The sequence below is a fragment of the Vibrio sp. Vb0304 genome, from assembly GCF_033338995.1.
Taxonomy (GTDB): Bacteria; Pseudomonadota; Gammaproteobacteria; order Enterobacterales; family Vibrionaceae; genus Vibrio; species Vibrio alginolyticus.
On the sequence record NZ_JAWOTT010000037.1, the window covers coordinates 1 to 20,391 of the forward strand.

The following is a 20,391-nucleotide window of genomic DNA, read 5'->3' on the forward strand; positions in this document are numbered from 1 at the left end:
TTCTTCTACCGTCAAATGCCAGAGCTTATCGAGCGTGGCTATGTGTACATCGCTCAGCCACCACTATACAAAGTGAAAAAAGGCAAACAAGAGCAGTACATCAAAGATGAAGAAGCGATGAACCAATACCAAGTATCATTGGCTCTGGACAACGCATCGCTACACGTAAACGCAGAAGCACCAGCATTGGCAGGTGAAGCACTAGAGAAGCTTGTTCAACAGTACAATGCGGGTATTAAACTGGCGGAACGTATGAGCCGTCGTTACCCAAGTGCTTTGGTAAACGAGTTGATTTACACTCCTCGCCTAACGCCAGAGCAATGCCATGACGCATCAGTTGTGGAAGCTTGGACGAAGCAGCTTATTGAACAGCTGAATGCGAAAGAAGTGGGTGCAAGCCAGTACAGCTACGAAGTTGAGCAGCACGAAGAGCTAGGCTTAAACTTGCCTAAGATTGTGGTTCGTACTCACGGCGTGACGCACGAACATGCAATTAGCATCGACTTCCTAAACTCGAAAGAGTACCGCAAGTTGGCCGATCTATCAGAAGCACTTGATGGACTTCTGGAAGAAGGCGCGTACATCAAACGTGGTGAGCGTACTATGCCAGTGGCAAACTTTGCAGAAGCGCTTGACTGGTTAGTGAAAGAGTCAATGCGTGGCTTAAGCCGTCAGCGCTACAAAGGTCTAGGTGAGATGAACCCAGACCAACTTTGGGAAACCACCATGGACCCAGAAACTCGTCGTATGATGCAGGTAACGATTGAAGATGCGGTAGGCGCAGATCAACTGTTCACTACGCTAATGGGTGACCAAGTAGAACCTCGTCGTAACTTCATCGAAGAGAACGCACTGAAAGTAGCGAACCTAGACGTATAACGACACTGTTCGTGATAGTAAAAAGCAGCGAGAAATCGCTGCTTTTTTTGTTGTACCACCAGCTAAAATCGCCACTTTCTGCTAAAGCGGATGTTTTTCTGGTACTAACTGCCAACAACCCGATCAAGCCTGCCATTTTATTTCTGTTTTCTTTTTTTCTCGCCATTTTGTTCGCTTGAGCGTTTTTGCTTTCTTTTTTCTGCTCGCTATAGTGCTGAAGAGCTGATGAATAAGGAGACTAAGAAAATGGTGATGACTTTCCTGAACTAAGCCGGAAGTGATGCACTTCCGGTTCAATGCACTGAATTTATTTGTAAGACAAGGCATTAAGAAGGAAATAATCATGTTTGAACGCTGGTTCTCAGCGTACTGCTTGGCGCTGCGAACTTGGTGGTTAACCAGTCGCTTTTTAACCTATCAATCACCACTAAGGTTGTTATCGCTATTTGAAACCTGCGAGCAACAAGCCCATTGCCGTAACCGAACTCGTATTGCGGTTGGGGACACGGTTCGCTTAGTGGATGTTGAACGCGCCTATCAATATCGCATGACATTGGTCAGCTCGCGCAAGGGGCAACCCATGACAGGTATGCTCGCGGTCGATTCTTATTTGGGGTCTCGACTATTAGGTCGAGCTAAAAATGATGCGCTCGAAGTGGAAATTTTTAATCAGCGACGCTGCTTTGTGATTACTGAAATTGTTCATCAATCGCAACCACCAGCTCAGAAAATGCTGTGTGGTTGTCTGTTGTGCCAATAAATAGAGGTGAAGTCATGAGTAAGAAAGAAAAGAAACAACCGCAGTTGAGTCTAAAAGAAAAGCGCAAACTAAAGCAGGAAAAGGCGGCAGAAAAGGGCGTTGTAAAAGCGCGTAAATCCTCCCGCAAGTAAAGTGTAGATTGAGCCCTCCAGAACGGCGGGCTTTTTATCACTGATCGCGAAGTGATGAGGAACTAAGCTGTTCAAGGGGATAGTGGATGCTTTAAAAATTTTTTGTTTTTTCCCTTGAAAGTCATTTTTGACGACCTTATATCTAGTTATGAAGAGGGTGACTGGCTTGCTAGAGACTAGAAGACCAGCCCTCTGAAATCGCTAAAACGAGATCGCTCAGAAGAGGATATGGCGTTTTAGCACACAACTTAAACCTTTAGATTCAATATCATGTCTCCGAGCCAAACCAAGGCCAGTGGAATGATAAGAATCTCTTAGTTCGGCGTTGGTTTTTGCATAAACACGCCAGTAGGATTGAACTCATCTGAACTAAGACTATTGCTTAATTAAGAGGATAGATTTATGCGTAATGTAGATTTCTCACCACTATACCGTAATGCAATTGGCTTTGATCGTCTGCTAAACCTGATGGAAGCGAATACAGCGAAAAATACTTCTGGCGGTTACCCTCCATACAACATTGAGCAAAAAGACGAGCACAACTACCGTATTACTATGGCCGTTGCTGGCTTTGCTGAAGAACAGCTCGATCTGACTCAAAACGAAAACATGTTGATTGTGAAGGGCGAACGTAAAGCAGAAGAAGGCAAAAACTACGTTTACCAAGGTATTGCAGAACGTGATTTTGAACGTAAATTCCAGCTAGCGGATTACGTAAAAGTCGTGGGTGCATCAATGGAAAACGGTCTGCTTCATATCGATTTAGTTCGTGAAATCCCTGAAGCCATGCAACCACGTAAGATTGCTATCGGTGGCAACAACCTGATTGAGAACAACTAATCAGTTAACCACCCGGTTATAGAATGAGAAAGAGCGCCATATGGGCGCTCTTTTTAGTTTGGGGTTTTCAAATCCGCTATTTTAAAGCTGTAATTTCAAAGAGAAGAACGGCTGAGTTCAATCCGTCTATTTACCTTCGCGGTAAGCCTTTTCCACTTCTTCAGCGATAATCGCAATGCCTTTTTGCATCATCTCATCATCTTGAACGTAGTTCATACGCAGGCATTGGTGCGCGTGATCCCACTCGTCTTGCTGACCAATAAAGAAATATTCACCAGGGACAATCAATACGCCACGCGCTTTCAAGCGTTGGTACAGTTCCATTGTTGTGATTGGCAGTTCATCAAACCATAACCACAAGAAGATAGCGCCTTCCGGCTTGTGGATGCGGAATCGCTCATCGGTAACTGCTTGTTGGAGCAGTTCAACCGCTCGTTGTGATTTTTGCTTGTAGAACGGCTTAATCACCTCTGAACTCAGTTTAAGCAGATCACCTTTGCCAATTATATGGTTTGCCAGCGCTGGACCAACACTGCCCGGCGCTAGGCTGATGATGCCGTTCATATTGGTTAATGCTTGCGTGATTTCTTCACTCGCAATCACAATGCCACAACGCACGCCCGGTAAACCAAGCTTAGATAGGCTCATGCATAGGATGGTGTTTTCATTCCAGAACGGTTCGACATCTTCAAAGATGATGTTCGGGAAAGGTAGACCGTAGGCGTTATCGATGATCAGCGGGATGTTGTTCTCACGTGCTAGCTTGTCCAGCTTACGTACTTCTTCGTCTGTCAGTACATTACCCGTTGGGTTGGTTGGACGAGATGCACAGATTGCCGCAACAGAGTCGTCGACGGTTAGCTGCTCAAAATCGACGTGGTATTTAAACAGACCGTTATCTAACAGCTCGATTTCTGGGTGGTAAGAGATAAAGATATCTTCATCAATGCCAGCATCACCATAACCGATGTATTCAGGTGCGATAGGCAGTAGCACTTTCTTGTGCGAACCGTCTGGCTGTTTACCTGCCAACAAGTTGAACAAGTAGAAGAAGCCACTCTGGCTACCGTTAGTTAGGCTGATGTTCTTTTCGGAAATATCCCAGCCGTAAGTTTCACGGAATAACTGAGCTAGCGCTTTGACGAACGCGTCTTTACCCTGCGGGCCATCGTAGTTGGCGAGGGCGGCGACGAGCTCCCCACTGGCGAGCATTTCCTCACTGGCTTGGTGAAAGTAATCGAGCATGGCAGGAATGGCGGCAGGATTACCTCCACCGAGCATGATGGCACCTGGTGTGCGCAGACCATCATTCAAATCGTCCATTAACTGCGTAATACCTGAATACTGATTAAATTTTTCACCAAACTTTGAGAACTGCATGCTGACTTATACCTAATTCATTGTGATTGCTTTGTGTATGTTTATGCCGATGTTTTATCGGCTTATCGAGTAATCCTTGACCTTACCTCAATGTGTAATTAACGCAAAGTGTGAATTAAGCCGAAAAAGAAAAAAGTGCGTCATCAGACCAGAGGAACGAGACAAAAGGGCAAAAAGAACAATAAAAAAGGGAAGCTTATGCTTCCCTTGCTGGTGGAGAGAGTGTGATTTACTCACCGGTGTAAACAATCAACACCTTGTCGTCTTGGTATTGGCGTTCAAACGCGTAATAACCTTCTTGGTTGCGAGTGATGTGCTTACCTTGAGCAACTGCTGGGTGGCGTTTACGGAATTCACCCAACTTTTGCCAATGTTTCAGTAGATCTTCTCGCTCGCCATGAATCTTATCCCATGGCATATCTGAGCGTGTGCCTTGGTGGGCGTCTGAACCAGTAATGCCAAAATCACGAGCTATCTCATCACCGTAATAGATCTGTACTGCACCCGGAGCCAGCATCAGAGCATTTGCCGCACGTGCTTGGTCATCAAAGCTGCGGCTGCGAGCTGACCAAAACAGTTGTGTATCGTGTGAAGACAGGTAGCTCAACACATTGAACTCAGGATCGGTATTGATGCGCTCTGCATAGCGGCGGTAATCATTATCAAGTTGAGCGAAACACTTCAGCGCTTTTGGTGCCACATCAGATTGGAACTCGAAGTTGATGATGGAATCGAAGCCGTTATCGAAATACGGGCTCTTCACTACGCTGTGTGCCCACACTTCACCTGTCATCCAGAAAGGTAGGTCATCCAAGGCTTTGTCCGGGTTGTTTTGCTTCCATTGAGCAAGCGCTTGGGTGGTGCTGGCTTTCAGCTCTGCCCACGCTTCCATTTCAACGTGTTTGGCAGTGTCAGCGCGGAAGCCATCAATGCCATAGTCACGCACCCAATCGGATAACCAGGTAATCAGGTGTTCACGTGGGGTTTGTAGCTCATCTTGCGCATTGGTGTTTTTATTGCGGAAGAAGTTTGGTAATCCGGTTTTCTGAGTCGATTCGGTTTTTAGATCCGGTAGGTAGTTCAAAGACATGGTGATGTCGTTGTAGCCCGGAGCATCGTAGTCGCCAATATCGGTGCGGATCCAATCTTTGCCCCACCATTTATCCCACGCTTCGCTATCTCCGTATTTGATGTAGTCGTTGAAGCTGTGCCAGCTTTGTCCTGATTTTGGCTGCCAGTCGGTCCATTTTTCACCAAGGACTTCTTTAGCTTCTTGGTCATCAAGGTAAAGCTGACCAAATCCGAATTCCTGCATGTCTGCTAATGTCGCATAACCTGTGTGGTTCATGACGACATCCCAAATCACGCGGATGCCTTTCTTATGGGCGGTATCGACGAAGGTTCTGAGTTCATCTTCGGTACCCATGTTGGCATCAAGCTTGGTCCAATCTTGATGGTAGTAGCCGTGGTAGCCGTAGTGCTTAAAGTCGCCTTTATCGCCGCCGCCAACCCAGCCGTGGATTTGTTCCAGTGGTGAGGTTATCCAGATAGCATTCACACCAAGTGATTCGATGTAATCGAGTTTTTTCGTCAGACCCGCTAAGTCACCACCGTGGAAGGTGCCAATCTCATATTTTCCGTCTTTGCTGCGACCGTAGCTGTTGTCGTTGTCTGGGTTGCCATTGTAGAAGCGGTCAGTCATGACGAAGTACACCGTCGCGTTATCCCAGCTGAACGGTTTATCGGCTTGCTGTTCAACTTCTTCTAGCAGCAATAGACCTTGGCTCATAGGACCCGGCTGCATGGTGACGCTGCCATTGGCGACTGTGGCTTCTTGTCCGGTTAAGGCATCGCGAACGACAGTGCCATCATTAAAGGTTTGAGCAACATTGATGGTTTTTGGCGCGTCAGTTGCGACAGGGCAAGAGTAGGTGATGTCCTGACTCTGTTTTGGTTTGATTTTTACAGTTAGCTCATTGGTGGTTGGATTGAGCGTAAATTGATAGGTATTGGCTTTGAAGATGCGCAGCGGCATTTGTGCATCAGTGGCGCAGTTATCCATTTTTAATGGACGATTGAACTTGATGCGATCTTCTTCTGCTAGGGCAAAGCTACTGCCACAGCTTTGCTTGCTGTCAGCAATGGTAAAGCTATAACTGCCTTTTTCGAGTTTTTGCTCGGCGACAAGTAAGCCTTGTGAGTTTTTCTCAAAAACAGCGGTGTCATCACCAACGTTTAATACGATGGCATTTTCTGGTATCTGGCTGCAGGCGCTCAGTAGACCGATAGAGAGTGCGAGAATTGTTTTTTTCATTGTGTCCTTCCCCCGAATAAACAGTCCAGTTATAGCAAAACTGTGCCTCTACAATCCGAGCTCTACACCAACAAGTTAAACGCGTCTCACCCTACAAATTTTAGTCTTGTTCACAAAATGAATAATAAGCGTCACCTTCATCGGTTTGAAGGCAACAAAAAAGGGAAGCATCTGCTTCCCTTTTACTTATTTCTTAATCACTTCGAAGAGTAATGAATTACTTTTGAAGCAAAGAAATGTCTGCGATCTGTAGGAACAGGTTACGCAGGTTGTTCAGTAGTGTCAGACGGTTCTTCTTAAGTGCTTCGTCGTCTGCCATTACCATTACGTTATCAAAGAATGCATCAACTGGTTCACGTAGGTCAGCTAGCTTGCTTAGGGCTTCTTGGTAGTTACCTGTAGCAAATGCTGGCTCTAGCGCTTCCGTCATTACTTCAACGCTTTCTGCTAGTGCTTTCTCTGCGTCTTCTTGTAGAAGTGCTAGGTCGATGTCTGCTGCTAGTTCGCCGTCGAATTTCGCTAGGATATTACCTACACGTTTGTTCGCTGCTGCTAGAGACTCTGCTGCTTCTAGTTCACGGAAGTGAGAAACCGCTTTAACTCGTTGGTCGAAGTCTGCTGGTTTCGTCGGACGGCGAGCTAGAACTGCTTGAATGATGTCTACACTGAAGCCTTCGTCTTGGTACCAAGCACGGAAACGACCAAGCATAAACTCAATAACGTCTTGTTCAACGTTGTCGTTGGTTAGGCGGTCGCCGAACAGTGACTTCGCTTTCGCTACTAGGTCAACAAGATCTAGGTTGTAGCCGTATTCAACGATGATACGTAGTACACCTAGAGATGCGCGGCGTAGTGCGAATGGATCGCTGCCTTTAGGCGCTTGACCAATACCGAAGATACCTACGATAGTGTCTAGCTTGTCTGCCATTGCAACTGCAGTTGAAACACCGTTTGATGGCAGTTCATCACCTGCGAAACGAGGCATGTATTGCTCGTTCAGTGCTACTGCAACTTCTTCTGCTTCACCGTCGTGGCGAGCGTAGTGCATACCCATCACACCTTGAGTATCCGTGAATTCGAATACCATTGAGGTCATTAGGTCACATTTTGCTAGTAGACCAGCACGCTTTGATTTCTCAACGTCAGCACCGATTTGCTCAGCAATGTAGCCAGCAAGTTCTGTGATGCGGTCTGTTTTGTCTTTGATCGTACCCAGTTGCTTTTGGAAGATCGCTTGTTCTAGTTCTGGCAGACGGTCGATAAGCGGACGCTTACGGTCTGTATTGAAGAAGAACTCTGCGTCAGCAAGACGCGGGCGAACCACTTTCTCGTTACCTTCGATTACGTAACGAGGCTCTTTTGATTCGATGTTCGATACGAAGATGAAGTTAGGTAGTAGCTTCTTGTTTTCGTCGTAAACAGGGAAGTATTTTTGGTCACCTTTCATGGTGTATACCAACGCTTCAGAAGGCACTTTTAGGAACTCTTCTTCAAACTTCGCTGTTAGTACCACTGGCCATTCAACCAGAGACGTTACTTCTTCTACTAGGTCATCTTCTAGGTCAGCGATACCGCCAACCGCTGCTGCCGCTTTTTGTGCGTCAGCTAGGATGATTGCTTTACGCGCTTCGTAATCTGCCATTACTTTACCGCGCTCTTCTAGAATCGCAGGGTATTGCTCAGCAGAATCGATAGTGAACTCTTGCTCACCCATGAAGCGGTGACCACGGATAGTGCGGTCAGAAGCAACACCAAGGATCTCGCCTTCGATTAGGTCGCTGCCCATTAGCATGGTTAGCGTCTTAACTGGACGGATAAATTGAGTCGTTTTGTTGCCCCAGCGCATTGGTTTTGCGATAGGTAGGTTTGCTAGTGCTTTCGCTGCAAGTTCAACGACGATCTCAGACGTTGGCTGACCTTTCACTTCTTGCTTGAACAGTAGCCATTCGCCTTTGTCTGTAACCATGCGCTCTGCTTGGTCAACCGTGATGCCACAACCGCGTGCCCAGCCTTGAGCCGCTTTTGTTGGGTTGCCTTCTGCGTCAAATGCTGCAGAAACCGCAGGACCACGCTTTTCAACGATTTTGTCAGACTGGCTTTCAGCCAATGCTGCGACTTTAAGTGCAAGACGACGAGGTGCCGCGAACCATTTCACGCCTTCGTGAGCAAGCTCAGCGCCTTTTAGTTCTGCTTCGAAGTTTGCTGCGAATGCTTCAGCTAGAGTGCGAAGTTGCGTTGGTGGTAGCTCTTCTGTACCTAGCTCGATTAGAAATTCTTTTGCCATGTTACTCTACCCCTTACGCTTGTTCTTTCTTACACATTGGGAAACCAAGAGCTTCACGCGATGCGTAGTATGCTTCTGCAACTGCTTTCGTCAGGTTGCGGATGCGTAGGATGTAACGTTGGCGTTCAGTTACTGAGATCGCTTTACGTGCGTCTAGTAGGTTGAATGCGTGACCGGCTTTTAGAATGCGCTCGTAAGCAGGTAGTGGCAGTGGCTTTTCAAGCTCAAGCAGCTCTTTACACTCTTTCTCGCACTGTTCGAAGAAACCAAATAGGAATTCAACGTCTGCGTGCTCGAAGTTGTAAGTCGATTGCTCTACTTCATTTTGGTGGAAGATATCACCGTAAGTCACTTTGCTGCCATCTGGTGCGATGTTCCAAACGAGGTCGTAAACAGAGTCTACTTCTTGGATGTACATTGCTAGACGTTCGATACCGTAAGTGATCTCACCAGTTACTGGCTTACACTCAAGACCACCAACTTGCTGGAAGTAAGTAAACTGGGTCACTTCCATGCCGTTTAGCCAAACTTCCCAGCCCAGACCCCATGCGCCTAGTGTTGGGTTTTCCCAGTTGTCTTCTACGAAACGGATGTCGTGTACAAGAGGGTCAATACCAAGAACTTCAAGGGAGCCAAGGTACAACTCTTGAATATTGTCAGGCGATGGTTTTAGCGCTACTTGGAATTGGTAGTAGTGCTGAAGACGGTTAGGGTTTTCACCGTAACGGCCATCAGTAGGACGACGTGAAGGTTGTACGTAAGCTGTCGACATTGGCTCTGGGCCAAGCGCTCGTAGACAGGTCATTGGGTGAGAGGTACCCGCACCCACTTCCATATCTAGCGGTTGAACAATGGTACAACCATTTTGAGCCCAATAATCCTGCAGCGCGAGGATCATTCCCTGGAAGGTTTTGATATCGTATTTTTGCATAAGTCAGGTTCGCGCGATTCTCTTGTTACTCGTTAATTCGTCATCTATGCCGAGTTTTTCAACTCTAACAACGGCGATAAAGAGTAATTACGGTTGAATAAATTAACAATCTAGTATAACCAGATATTGAGCATGGGAGTAGAGCTAATCTTGATTAATTCGTGGGCGATTTTCTCCTTTAATAAATTTTTACCGCGTTATCTGCTGTATTTTTCCTAAAAGGGAGTTTTTGCCTGCTTTGGCTCTTGAGAAGCGCAACAAAGGTGGCTAGAATTGCGCCTGTCTTTGGGGAGTAGCTTACCTGATGAAGTTTCTGTTTCATCTGGTTCGTCCGTCAACATAATTGGTGCAAAATCACCATGGCGTTCGAGACTTGAAGCCTTTCAAGTTTAGCAAGACCTTAGACAAATCATCACGAACCGGGGTAGGGGCGTGAGGTTTGTCTTCGGTTAAAAATAATAATCCCTGCCCCAATGAGCATGTCGTGAGCGTTTTAGCTATTTCAATTACTACTGTAGCGTTAGCAGAAATTGGCGATAAGACCCAATTGCTATCTCTATTACTCGCAAGTCGTTACCGAAAACCAATCCCAATTATTGCAGCAATCTTTTTGGCAACTATTGCCAACCACGCTTTGGCTGCATGGTTAGGTGTGGTTGTCGCAGACTATCTATCACCTGAGATTTTAAAGTGGGTGCTGGTGGTCAGTTTTGTCGCGATGGCGGCTTGGGTTCTGATCCCGGACAAACTGGATGATGACGAACAGATTTCTAATCGAGGCCCATTTATTGCCAGCTTTATCGCGTTCTTCGTTGCGGAGATAGGCGATAAAACTCAGATCGCCACTTCCATCTTAGGGGCACAATACGCGGATGCGTTAAGTTTGGTGATTATCGGTACCACAATCGGTATGCTGCTGGCGAATGTACCTGTGGTCCTGATTGGTAAATTGTCGGCCGACAAGATGCCTTTAGGGCTGATCCGTAAAATCACCGCATTTTTGTTTATTGCTCTGGCAATAGGGGCTGCACTGTTCTGATTTTTTGCACGTGAAATGATGTGAGTTATCAATCATTAGTGGCGTGCTGCGCGAGTTCAAACTCTGACTCTAAATCGTTCCGTTGCGTGACGGATGACATATAAGTGTCATACTTGTCATGGTAGTTTAATGGTGTGAATGATAGCGAGAGGGCAAGTTTATGCTTACACGTTACATGGGGATGTCCCCGAAGAGTCAGAGTTATTTATTCACTTTTGGTTTAGCGCTGTGTTTACTAGCGATGGTGCTAACTGATATGTGGTTACCGATTGTAGCAGGATCGTTCGTTCTTACTGGATTGACAGTAGAAGCGTGGATTCGTGTCGCTCACATCATTCCTATGCATGAAGAGATGCGGGCAATGAAGAAACAACTTAACAAGCTCCAATCAGAAGTTCGCACACTCGAATACGACGAATAAACAAACGGCAGCCAATATAGGCTGCCGTTTTTAGTTCGACCAAATTATTCCAATCCTTTCTTGATCAGGTACTGATACGGAACTTGCTCCGTTTGTGCCGCAACTAATTGGTGGTCCATAAAGCGGCAGAAACTCGGAATGTCTCGAGTCGTGGATGGATCGTCTGCTTTGACCAGCAAAATCTCACCATCTTGCATGTTGCGAATTGTCTTCCTGACCATCATCACTGGCTCTGGGCAGCGCAGTCCTTCCGCCTCTAATGTCTTGTTTGCCAGTTCAGGATTAAAGCTCATAGTGTGATTCTCGTAACTAACTGAGCGTTGAATTTTACTTTCGTTGAAAAAATATTCAATAACCACTTGGCAAACCGAATTTTTTGTTTTACCTTAAATTAACAATTTGGTAACAACTGGCAAGGGAGAGGCAATGTTAACAGCGTTAGACAGACTTACGATTTACTCAGTGCTGTGTTTTATCTCGTTTTGTGCATTGGTACTCAGGACGCCAGCTGACACCTCTTTGACGCCTCTAGTAGGCATGGTTGCCACTATTATTGGGATTTGGATCGAGATGCGCAGATGGTCTGGCGCATCTGAGCAAGAAAATTAGCGCTTCTTGCTTGGATCAGAATGCTTTTAATAACGCTCACCTATTTTTACCGACACTTCATTCCGACACTATCCCCATTTTTCTTGGGCTTCCCCGCTGAAAGGCGGGATTTTTTTTGCCTAAAGAGTACAATTTACCCAAACACATACAAAATAAGTGGCTAATTCGTGGAACTGGAAGATATCTATCGCCGAGATTTAAATTTACTGGTTGCGTTGCGAGTACTGATAGAAGAAAACAGTGTCAGTAAGGCGGCAACACGTCTGAACTTGAGTCAATCGGCAATGAGTCGTGTGCTTGGTCGTCTACGTGACTTGTTGGGAGACCCGCTGTTTACTCGTCAGGGACAGCATTTGATCCCAACTCAGAAAGCGTTAGAGATCGATCGCTCATTGGGCGAACCATTAGAGTCTTTACGTCAGTTGTTATCTCCGGTTGAGTTTGACCCATTGCAATGCGTACAGACTTTCAACATCGTGACCACCGATTATGCCATGCAAACGATCTTACCGTTCGCTTTGCCGAGAATTTACCAAGAAGCACCAAACGTGTCTTTCAACTTCTTACCACTGCAACACGACCGTTTATCAGATCAGCTCACTTATGAAGGTGCAGACTTAGCGATTTGTCGCCCGACAGGCCCGGTGGAGCCTCTACGCAGTGAAGTGTTGGGGCGAGTGGGGGTGCTGTGTATGCTTTCAAAACAGCATCCATTAGCGGATAAAGAAATGAGCTTGGATGATTATCTGAGTCATCCACATGCTATGATCGCCATCAGTGATGGTGTTAAGGCACTGATCGAACAAGCTTTGATGGAGAAACCTAAGCGTAAAATGGTTCTGCGGGCTTATCATTTAGAAGCCGCATTGGCGATCATGGATACCTTGCCAATTATCATCACAGTGCCAGCGGACTTGGCGTATCTGGTTGCCGAGCGTTATGACTTGGTGGTGAAACCGTTACCATTCCAATTCACGCCGTTTGAATATTCGATGATTTGGCATGCGCGTTGCGAGCATTCTCCTGCTCAAGAGTGGTTAAGAACGATTGTGCGTGAAGAGTGTAGCCGTCTGATAGCTAAACGTATCGAAGATATGGGGCTGAACTGCTAACAAAAAAGAGCCAGCAATGCCGGCTCTTCGTCTATTTACACTGAGTCAGTGTTTATAGCTTGATAACCACACGACCCGTTACTTGACCATTGGTGATGTCTTCTGCATATTTCGGTGCTTCAGCAAGAGCAACTTCAGTACACGCTTGCTCGAAGTAGCTGTCTGGTAGTAGCTCGACCAGCTTTTCCCATGCAGCGATACGTTTCTCTGTAGGGCACATTACTGAGTCCACACCTTGTAGGCGAATATTACGTAGTATGAACGGCATCACTGTGGTTGGTAGATCAAAACCACCTGCAAGACCACAAGCTGCAACTGCACTGTTGTAATCCATTTGCGCCAATACTTTAGCCAGTACTTTGCTGCCCACAGTATCAACCGCACCTGCCCATACTTGCTTTTCAAGTGGACGTGCTGGTTCTTCAAATTCAGTACGGTCGATGATGCGGCTAGCACCTAGTTTTTCAAGTAGCGGGCCATTTTTTTCTACACGACCTGTCACTGCAGCAACTTTGTAGCCAAGCTGTGCTAGAAGCGTTACTGCGACTGAGCCTACACCGCCACTTGCGCCAGTTACAAGGATTTCACCATTTTCAGGTTTGATGCCTGCATCAAGCAGTGCTTGAACACATAGCATGCCTGTGAAACCAGCAGTACCAACCATCATTGCTTTCTTGCTGTCTAGACCTTTTGGTAGTGGTACTAGCCAATCTGCTTTTAGACGAGCACGCTGAGACATACCACCCCAGTGGTTTTCACCCACGCCCCAGCCAGTAAGGACAACTTTGTCACCAGCTTGGTAGCGGTCGTCTTCTGAGCTTACTACCGTACCTGCTAGGTCAATACCTGGCACCATCGGGAAGTTACGGATGATTTTACCTTTACCTGTGATCGCAAGACCGTCTTTGTAGTTTAACGATGAGTAATCAACGTCAATCAGAACGTCGCCTTCAGGCAGTTGTGTTTCATCGATTTGCTCGATGTTAGCGATAGTACGTTTGTCTTCTTGATTTAGAACTAGAGCATTAAACATAAGGTTCTCCGATTGTGCGGTAGCATGACTCTGGGTCACATGCAGCAAGATATCAACTGGTCTAAGTGTATGTCTTCTTTGTCTATGAATAAAATGAAACTTGAGCATTTAATGTATGCTCTTCATGCATGTTTGATGTAAAACAAAGGGCGACATCAATTGTCGCCCTTAAGTGTAATACTAAAAATTTTAGTACTAGTTCATTTGCTTATGATTGTTGGCTCGATCACTACAACAACGTCTTGAACTGTTATGGTCGTTCAAATACTGTCGCAATGCCCTGACCCAAACCGATACACATGGTGGCCAGACCGTATTTCGCGTCTTTCGCTTCCATTAGGTTGATTAACGTTGTTGAGATACGTGAACCAGAACAGCCTAGTGGATGACCCAATGCTATCGCACCACCGTTAAGGTTGACCTTCTCATCCATAACATCAAGCAGGCCTAAGTCTTTAGCACACGGCAGAGACTGCGCGGCAAATGCTTCGTTTAGCTCAACCACATCCATGTCTTCAATTGAAAGACCGGCACGCTTGAGCGCTTTTTTCGTCGCAGGTACAGGACCGTAACCCATAATAGAAGGATCGCAGCCCGCAATGGCCATGCCTTTAATACGTGCACGAATATTCAAGCCAAGCTCATTGGCTTTCTCTTCGCTCATGATCAACATCGCTGATGCACCATCGGACAGAGCCGATGATGTACCGGCTGTTACTGTACCGTTTGCAGGGTCGAACACTGGGCGAAGTTGAGATAGACCTTCAACGGATGTTTCAGGGCGAATCACTTCGTCGTAATCCAGAGTGAACAGTGTGCCGTCTGCTGCGTGGCCTTCAATTGGTAGAATTTCGTTTTTAAAACGACCCTCTACGGTTGCTGCGTGCGCACGAGCGTGAGAGCGAGCGGCAAACTCGTCTTGTTGCTCACGGCTAATGCCATGTAATTTACCCAGCATTTCAGCCGTTAAGCCCATCATGCCCGCAGCTTTTGCTACGTTCTTTGACATACCTGGGTGAAAGTCTACACCGTGGTTCATTGGCACATGCCCCATGTGCTCAACACCACCAATTAGGCAGATTTCAGCATCGCCAGTCATGATGGCACGTGTACCATCGTGAAGCGCTTGCATTGATGAGCCACACAAGCGGTTCACCGTCACGGCGCCAATTTCAATCGGCAGACCAGCAAGCAGCGCCGCATTACGTGCAACGTTAAAGCCTTGCTCTAGTGTTTGCTGTACACAGCCCCAGTAGATGTCTTCAATCTCGCTTGGGTTCACTTGTGGGTTACGCGCAAGAATGCCTTTCATTAGGCGCGCAGATAGATCTTCTGCTCGTGTATGACGGAAAGCACCACCTTTAGAGCGACCCATTGGAGTACGTAGACAATCGACTACGACAACATTTCTTGTTTGATTAGTCATTTTAGAATCCCTCCTTAGATAGAACCTTGCTGTTGTGCACCGTAAAAGCTTTCACCTTTCGCCGCCATATCAATCAGCATTTGCGGTACTTGGTACATCGCACCTAGCTCGGCGTGTTGTTTTGCCATTTCAACGTATTCAGCAATACCCACGCTGTCTAGATAGCGGAATACGCCACCGCGGAATGGAGGGAAACCAAGACCATAAACCAGTGCCATATCCGCTTCTTGTGGAGTGGCAATGATGCCTTCTTGTAGGCACAGCACCACTTCGTTGATCATTGGAATCATCATACGTTGAATGATGGTCTGATCGTCAAAGTCCTGCTTATCGGCACAAACGTCAGCAAGTACCGGTAAGATCGCTTCGGAGAAGGTTTTCTTCGGCTTACCTTTTTTATCTATGGTGTAGCTGTAGAAGCCATTACCATTTTTCTGACCATATTTGTCTGCTTCGAACAGTGCATCAATCGCATCACGACCTTGTTTACCCATACGCTCAGGGAAACCGTCAGCCATCACAGCTTGTGCGTGGTGCGCGGTATCAATGCCGACTACGTCAAGCAAGTACGCCGGTCCCATCGGCCAGCCAAACTTACGCTCCATGACTTTGTCGATTTTCGTAAAGTCAGCACCATCACGAAGTAGCATGCTGAAGCCGCCAAAGTATGGGAACAATACGCGGTTAACGAAGAACCCTGGGCAGTCATTAACGACAATTGGTGATTTGCCCATTTTCGCAGCATACGCCACAACACGATTGATGGTTTCATCAGAGGTGTGCTCACCACGGATGATCTCAACAAGAGGCATACGATGCACTGGGTTGAAGAAGTGCATACCACAGAAGTTTTCTGGGCGTTTTAGTGATTTTGCCAATAGGTTGATAGGAATCGTCGAGGTGTTTGAGGTGATAACGGTGTCGTCACCGACATGGGACTCAACTTCACTCAAAACTGCTGCTTTTACTTTCGGGTTTTCAACGACAGCTTCAACAATCACATCAGAGTTTTCAATACCTGCGTAATGTAAGCTCGGTGTGACTGACGCTAAAATACCCGCCATCTTAAAGCCATCAATACGACCGCGAGATAAGCGTTTATTCAGCAGCTTAGATGCTTCAGTCATGCCTAGGTCGAGCGACGCTTGCGCGATGTCTTTCATTAAGACTGGCACACCTTTTAGCGCTGATTGGTAAGCAATGCCGCCACCCATGATACCTGCACCTAATACGGCTGCACGTTGCGTGTCTTTACTTGCTGACTTCGCTGCTTTTTTCGCAATGCCTTTGATGTATTGATCATTAAGGAATAGGCCAACGAGTGATTTTGCTTCTTCCGATTTAGCCAGTTTCACGAAGTGCTTACGTTCAATGTCTAACGCTTCATTACGTGCAAAGCGAGCACCTTCTTCAATCGTGATAACGGCTGTCATTGGGGCAGGGTAGTGAGGACCTGCTTTTTGTGCCACCAGACCCTTCGCCATGGTGAAGCTCATCATTGATTCAAGCTTACTCAGCGTTAGCGGAGATGTTTTCTGTGCTCGGCGTGCTTGCCAGTCAAGTTTCTCGTTAATTGCAGAGTTAAGAGTTTGTAGTGCTGATTCGTATAAAGCATCAGGCTCTACAACTGCATCGAGTAAGCCAATTTTCAATGCTTCATCAGCTCGGCATGCTTTACCTTGGGTGATGATTTCCATTGCGCTGTCTGCGCCAATAACGCGAGGTAAGCGTACACAACCACCAAAGCCAGGCATGATTCCCAGTTTCGTTTCTGGTAGGCCGATGCTGGTGGTTTTGTCACCAATACGCATGTCTGTTGCTAGCACACATTCACAACCGCCACCAAGAGCGTGGCCTTTGATCACTGAGATGGTCGGAACGGGTAAGTCTTCTAATTTGTTAAAGATGCTATTAGCAAATTGCAGCCATTGGTCGAGCTCGGCATCCGTTTTAGCAAACAGACCTAAAAACTCGGTAATGTCTGCGCCTACAATGAATGCGTCTTTATCTGAAGTGAGCAACAACCCCTTGAGGCCTTGATGGGCAATGAGCGCATCAAGAGCTTTATCTAGCGATTCTAATGTCGCTAGGTCGAGTTTGTTGACGGATTTTGGAGAGCAGAAGCTTAGCTCTGCAATACCATCTTGTATTTCCTTTACCTGTAGGGTTTCGGCTTGGTAAATCATTGTCTATCTCCATGACATACAATCGTGGATTGTCTGTATACCTATTTCAACGACGCCGTGTACCTCGGCAAATAGGTATCGAGGAAGTCGTTTTATTTTTGTTCTGGTTTGACCAGTAAGGTTAGTTTGGATCGTGGATTGTTTAATTTCAATACATTTTTTAAACAAGTGTTTAACATTGTGCGCTGTGGCAGATCTTATGCGACGGGTAAATCACACTCGTGATAGACTTCAGGCAAATAGACATGAATCCATAATCCTATGAATGACAAGCCTTATCTGATTCCAGCAGAGCCCGCTCAATTTGAAGAAGAAATTAAAAAGAGCGTCTTCATTACTTATTTGGCACACACGCCAAGTATCGAAGCTGCAAAAGCATTTGTTGATCAAATCAAAGCTAAACACGCTGATGCTAGACATAACTGTTGGGGCTTTGTTGCTGGTCGACCAGAAGATTCGATGAAGTGGGGCTTTAGTGATGATGGAGAACCTTCAGGGACGGCAGGCAAACCAATCCTGGCGCAGCTGTCTGGATCTGGGGTGGGGGAGATCACGGCTGTGGTCACGCGATACTCTGGTGGAATCAAGTTAGGTACAGGCGGCTTGGTTAAAGCGTATGGGGGTGGGGTTCAACAAGCGCTCAAGCTGCTTCAAACTATTGAGAAAAAAATAACCACAAAGCTCAGACTAACGTTAGACTATGGGTTTATGCCTATCGCACAATCAATCATGCCGCAATTTGGTGCGATAGAAGTCGAGGCTGAATACAGCGATCAGGTCGTATTAGTGGTGGAAATTGAGCTTCGAGAAGTGAGCGCGTTTACCCAAGCAATCATCAATAAAAGCGGGGCAAAGGCAATTGTCACTCCGCTAGACGGACAATAATGAAAAACAGGAAGCAACAGGGACAGCTTCGCTAGTCAATTTATCCATGCAATTTCGTTCAATTATTCGAATCGTCGGGCTACTGCTCGCACTCTTTAGTGTCACTATGCTTGCGCCAGCACTCGTTGCGCTGATCTATCGAGATGGTGCTGGTGTGCCTTTTGTCACGACATTTTTTGTTCTGCTGTTTTGTGGGGCCGTTTGTTGGTACCCAAACCGCAGGTATAAGCACGAGCTTAAAGCTCGAGATGGCTTTCTTATTGTCGTCTTATTCTGGACAGTACTTGGCAGTGCAGGCTCGATCCCCTTTCTCATTGCTGACAATCCGAACGTCTCAGTGACAGATGCGTTTTTTGAATCGTTTTCTGCTCTCACGACGACCGGGGCGACCGTTATTGTTGGTTTGGATGAGTTACCTAAAGCGATTCTATTCTATCGACAGTTACTGCAGTGGTTCGGCGGTATGGGAATCATCGTATTAGCGGTGGCGATTTTGCCAGTACTTGGCATCGGTGGTATGCAGCTTTACCGCGCCGAGATCCCAGGTCCAGTCAAGGATACTAAAGTGACGCCGCGCATAGCAGAAACTGCTAAGGCGCTTTGGTACATCTATTTGAGCCTGACTATCGCCTGTGCTTCGGCTTTTTGGTTAGCTGGTATGACGCCATTTGATGCCATCAGTCACAGCTTTTCCACCATTGCCATTGGTGGCTTCTCTACCCACGATGCCAGCATCGGATACTTTGATAGTTACGCGATTAACCTGATTACGGTGGTTTTTCTGCTTATATCTGCATGTAATTACACACTGCACTTTGCTGCATTTGCATCAGGTGGCGTACATCCCAAGTATTACTGGAAAGATCCTGAGTTTCGCGCCTTCTTGTTTATTCAAGTGCTGCTATTTATCATTTGCTTTCTATTATTACTGAAACATCACTCTTACACATCGACATACGATGCTTTCGATCAGGCTCTGTTCCAAACCGTATCAATATCCACAACAGCGGGCTTTACGACAACAGGTTTTGCGGATTGGCCGCTCTTCTTACCTGTGCTGTTATTGTTCTCTTCCTTTATAGGTGGTTGTGCTGGTTCAACAGGCGGCGGCATGAAAGTGATCCGTATCCTGCTTCTTACCTTACAAGGTGCGCGTGAACTAAAACGTTTAGTCCATCCACGCGCGGTTTACACCATCAAAGTAGGTGGCAGTGCCCTACCGCAACGTGTTGTCGATGCGGTTTGGGGTTTCTTCTCCGCATACGCATTGGTATTTGTGGTTTGTATGTTGGGGTTGATTGCAACAGGAATGGATGAGCTCAGTGCGTTCTCGGCGGTGGCTGCGACTCTGAACAACCTCGGTCCTGGCTTGGGAGAAGTGGCGCTTCACTTTGGTGATGTTAACGACAAAGCAAAATGGGTATTAATAGTTTCTATGCTGTTTGGTCGTTTGGAAATCTTTACCTTACTTATTCTACTTACGCCGACGTTTTGGCGTAGCTAAGGGGAAATCGTGGCAAAAGCATTATTTCTATACTCTTCCCGCGAAGGGCAGACTAAAAAAATTCTCCACTATATAGATGAACAACTTCCAGATTTCGATTGTGAGCTGGTGGATTTACATAATGTCGAGACGATTGACTTCAGCCAATACGACAGAGTATTGATAGGCGCCTCTATTCGCTATGGCCATCTTAATAAAAAGCTATACCAGTTTATTGAGCGAAACCTCAATCAATTGGAGCAAAATAAAGTGGCATTTTTCTGCGTAAACCTAACCGCTCGTAAAGAGGACCAAGGAAAGGATACACCTGAAGGTAGTGCCTACATTCGCAAGTTCCTAATTAAGTCGCCTTGGAAACCAACGCTAATCGGTGTTTTTGCTGGTGCACTTTATTACCCACGTTATAGCTGGTTCGACAGAACTATGATTAGGTTCATTATGTCGATGACGGGTGGCGAAACCGATACGACCAAAGAGGTGGAGTACACCAATTGGGAAAAAGTGGCTCTTTTCGCAGATAAATTTAGAAAACTGTAGAAATAACGTGCTCTTTTGACCGCTTTTGATGCAAATTTATCCGAACGATAAAAAAATCAAAAAAAACGAGAAAAAGGGCTTGCCAATGTGATCGCAATCTCTATAATGCCACCTCGCTGA

The 20,391-nt window shown here is 46.3% G+C and carries 17 protein-coding genes and 1 pseudogene; 10 read left to right on the top strand and 8 right to left on the bottom strand.

The genetic code is table 11. The features are described 5' to 3' along the window. The 3 genes and pseudogenes from gyrB to R7P35_RS22860 all read left to right on the top strand — a co-directional run. Nucleotides 1–879, top strand: a pseudogene (gene gyrB / locus R7P35_RS22850) (DNA gyrase subunit B); the annotation flags it as partial. A 343-nt stretch (nucleotides 880–1,222) separates the two neighbouring features. Beyond that, a complete protein-coding gene (locus tag R7P35_RS22855) occupies nucleotides 1,223–1,639 on the top strand; it encodes a GreA/GreB family elongation factor (RefSeq protein ID WP_017821918.1) in 417 nt (138 codons plus the stop codon). A 533-nt stretch (nucleotides 1,640–2,172) separates the two neighbouring features. After that, on the top strand, nucleotides 2,173–2,610 hold the full coding sequence (locus tag R7P35_RS22860) for an Hsp20 family protein (protein ID WP_005378857.1): 438 nt from the start codon (nucleotides 2,173–2,175) through the stop codon (nucleotides 2,608–2,610). A gap of 126 nt (nucleotides 2,611–2,736) precedes the next feature. On the opposite strand, the gene R7P35_RS22865 is transcribed toward R7P35_RS22860, so the two are convergent. The 4 genes from R7P35_RS22865 to glyQ all read right to left on the bottom strand — a co-directional run bounded on the left by R7P35_RS22865 (nucleotide 2,737) and on the right by glyQ (nucleotide 9,519). Continuing rightward, a complete protein-coding gene (locus tag R7P35_RS22865) occupies nucleotides 2,737–3,990 on the bottom strand; it encodes a valine--pyruvate transaminase (protein ID WP_042523899.1) in 1,254 nt (417 codons plus the stop codon). Nucleotides 3,991–4,219: 229 nt separating this feature from the next. Further along, a complete protein-coding gene (locus R7P35_RS22870; protein WP_318092668.1) occupies nucleotides 4,220–6,304 on the bottom strand; it encodes an alpha-amylase in 2,085 nt (694 codons plus the stop codon). Between the two features lie 217 nt (nucleotides 6,305–6,521). After that, on the bottom strand, nucleotides 6,522–8,588 hold the full coding sequence (gene glyS / locus R7P35_RS22875) for a glycine--tRNA ligase subunit beta (RefSeq protein ID WP_213969039.1): 2,067 nt from the start codon (nucleotides 8,586–8,588) through the stop codon (nucleotides 6,522–6,524). Nucleotides 8,589–8,601: 13 nt separating this feature from the next. Beyond that, nucleotides 8,602–9,519 carry a glycine--tRNA ligase subunit alpha gene (gene glyQ, locus R7P35_RS22880; RefSeq protein WP_005383818.1) on the bottom strand — a complete coding sequence of 306 codons (918 nt, stop codon included), beginning with the start codon at nucleotides 9,517–9,519 and terminating at the stop codon, nucleotides 8,602–8,604. Nucleotides 9,520–10,003: 484 nt separating this feature from the next. Between glyQ and R7P35_RS22885 the strand changes: the two genes are divergently transcribed. Together R7P35_RS22885 and R7P35_RS22890 are read left to right on the top strand one after the other, a co-directional pair. Then, complete coding sequence (locus R7P35_RS22885; protein ID WP_005378877.1) at nucleotides 10,004–10,558, top strand: TMEM165/GDT1 family protein; 555 nt, start codon at nucleotides 10,004–10,006, stop codon at nucleotides 10,556–10,558. A gap of 160 nt (nucleotides 10,559–10,718) precedes the next feature. Next, a complete protein-coding gene (locus tag R7P35_RS22890) occupies nucleotides 10,719–10,979 on the top strand; it encodes a hypothetical protein (protein WP_005378878.1) in 261 nt (86 codons plus the stop codon). 44 nt (nucleotides 10,980–11,023) lie between these two features. Here R7P35_RS22890 and tusA read toward each other — a convergent pair whose 3' ends face one another. Next, nucleotides 11,024–11,272 (bottom strand): sulfurtransferase TusA, encoded by a 249-nt coding sequence (tusA, locus tag R7P35_RS22895; protein ID WP_005378879.1) that lies wholly within the window; start codon nucleotides 11,270–11,272, stop codon nucleotides 11,024–11,026. Between the two features lie 133 nt (nucleotides 11,273–11,405). Between tusA and R7P35_RS22900 the strand changes: the two genes are divergently transcribed. Next, nucleotides 11,406–11,588 carry a hypothetical protein gene (locus tag R7P35_RS22900; RefSeq protein ID WP_005378880.1) on the top strand — a complete coding sequence of 61 codons (183 nt, stop codon included), beginning with the start codon at nucleotides 11,406–11,408 and terminating at the stop codon, nucleotides 11,586–11,588. A gap of 167 nt (nucleotides 11,589–11,755) precedes the next feature. Further along, nucleotides 11,756–12,700: a LysR family transcriptional regulator gene (locus R7P35_RS22905; RefSeq protein ID WP_005378881.1), complete on the top strand. Its 945-nt coding sequence runs from the start codon at nucleotides 11,756–11,758 to the stop codon at nucleotides 12,698–12,700. A 52-nt stretch (nucleotides 12,701–12,752) separates the two neighbouring features. Here the strand turns inward: R7P35_RS22905 and R7P35_RS22910 are convergent, their stop codons facing one another. From R7P35_RS22910 to fadB, 3 genes are all read right to left on the bottom strand, one after another. Next, nucleotides 12,753–13,733 carry an MDR family oxidoreductase gene (locus R7P35_RS22910; protein WP_262628921.1) on the bottom strand — a complete coding sequence of 327 codons (981 nt, stop codon included), beginning with the start codon at nucleotides 13,731–13,733 and terminating at the stop codon, nucleotides 12,753–12,755. 250 nt (nucleotides 13,734–13,983) lie between these two features. Beyond that, nucleotides 13,984–15,159 carry an acetyl-CoA C-acyltransferase FadA gene (fadA, locus tag R7P35_RS22915; RefSeq protein WP_169643941.1) on the bottom strand — a complete coding sequence of 392 codons (1,176 nt, stop codon included), beginning with the start codon at nucleotides 15,157–15,159 and terminating at the stop codon, nucleotides 13,984–13,986. Between the two features lie 14 nt (nucleotides 15,160–15,173). Further along, nucleotides 15,174–17,345: a fatty acid oxidation complex subunit alpha FadB gene (gene fadB, locus R7P35_RS22920; RefSeq protein WP_047102558.1), complete on the bottom strand. Its 2,172-nt coding sequence runs from the start codon at nucleotides 17,343–17,345 to the stop codon at nucleotides 15,174–15,176. 261 nt (nucleotides 17,346–17,606) lie between these two features. On the opposite strand from fadB, the gene R7P35_RS22925 reads away from it, so the two are divergent. Genes R7P35_RS22925 through hemG form a run of 3 tightly spaced genes read left to right on the top strand, consistent with a single transcriptional unit; the run spans nucleotide 17,607 to nucleotide 20,271 of the window. After that, entirely contained in the window at nucleotides 17,607–18,230 is a 624-nt protein-coding gene (locus R7P35_RS22925) for a YigZ family protein (RefSeq protein WP_005378891.1), read from the top strand. A 46-nt stretch (nucleotides 18,231–18,276) separates the two neighbouring features. After that, on the top strand, nucleotides 18,277–19,734 hold the full coding sequence (locus tag R7P35_RS22930) for a TrkH family potassium uptake protein (protein ID WP_005378893.1): 1,458 nt from the start codon (nucleotides 18,277–18,279) through the stop codon (nucleotides 19,732–19,734). Between the two features lie 9 nt (nucleotides 19,735–19,743). Beyond that, on the top strand, nucleotides 19,744–20,271 hold the full coding sequence (gene hemG, locus R7P35_RS22935; RefSeq protein ID WP_054866462.1) for a menaquinone-dependent protoporphyrinogen IX dehydrogenase: 528 nt from the start codon (nucleotides 19,744–19,746) through the stop codon (nucleotides 20,269–20,271). Nucleotides 20,272–20,391: the final 120 nt, after the last annotated feature.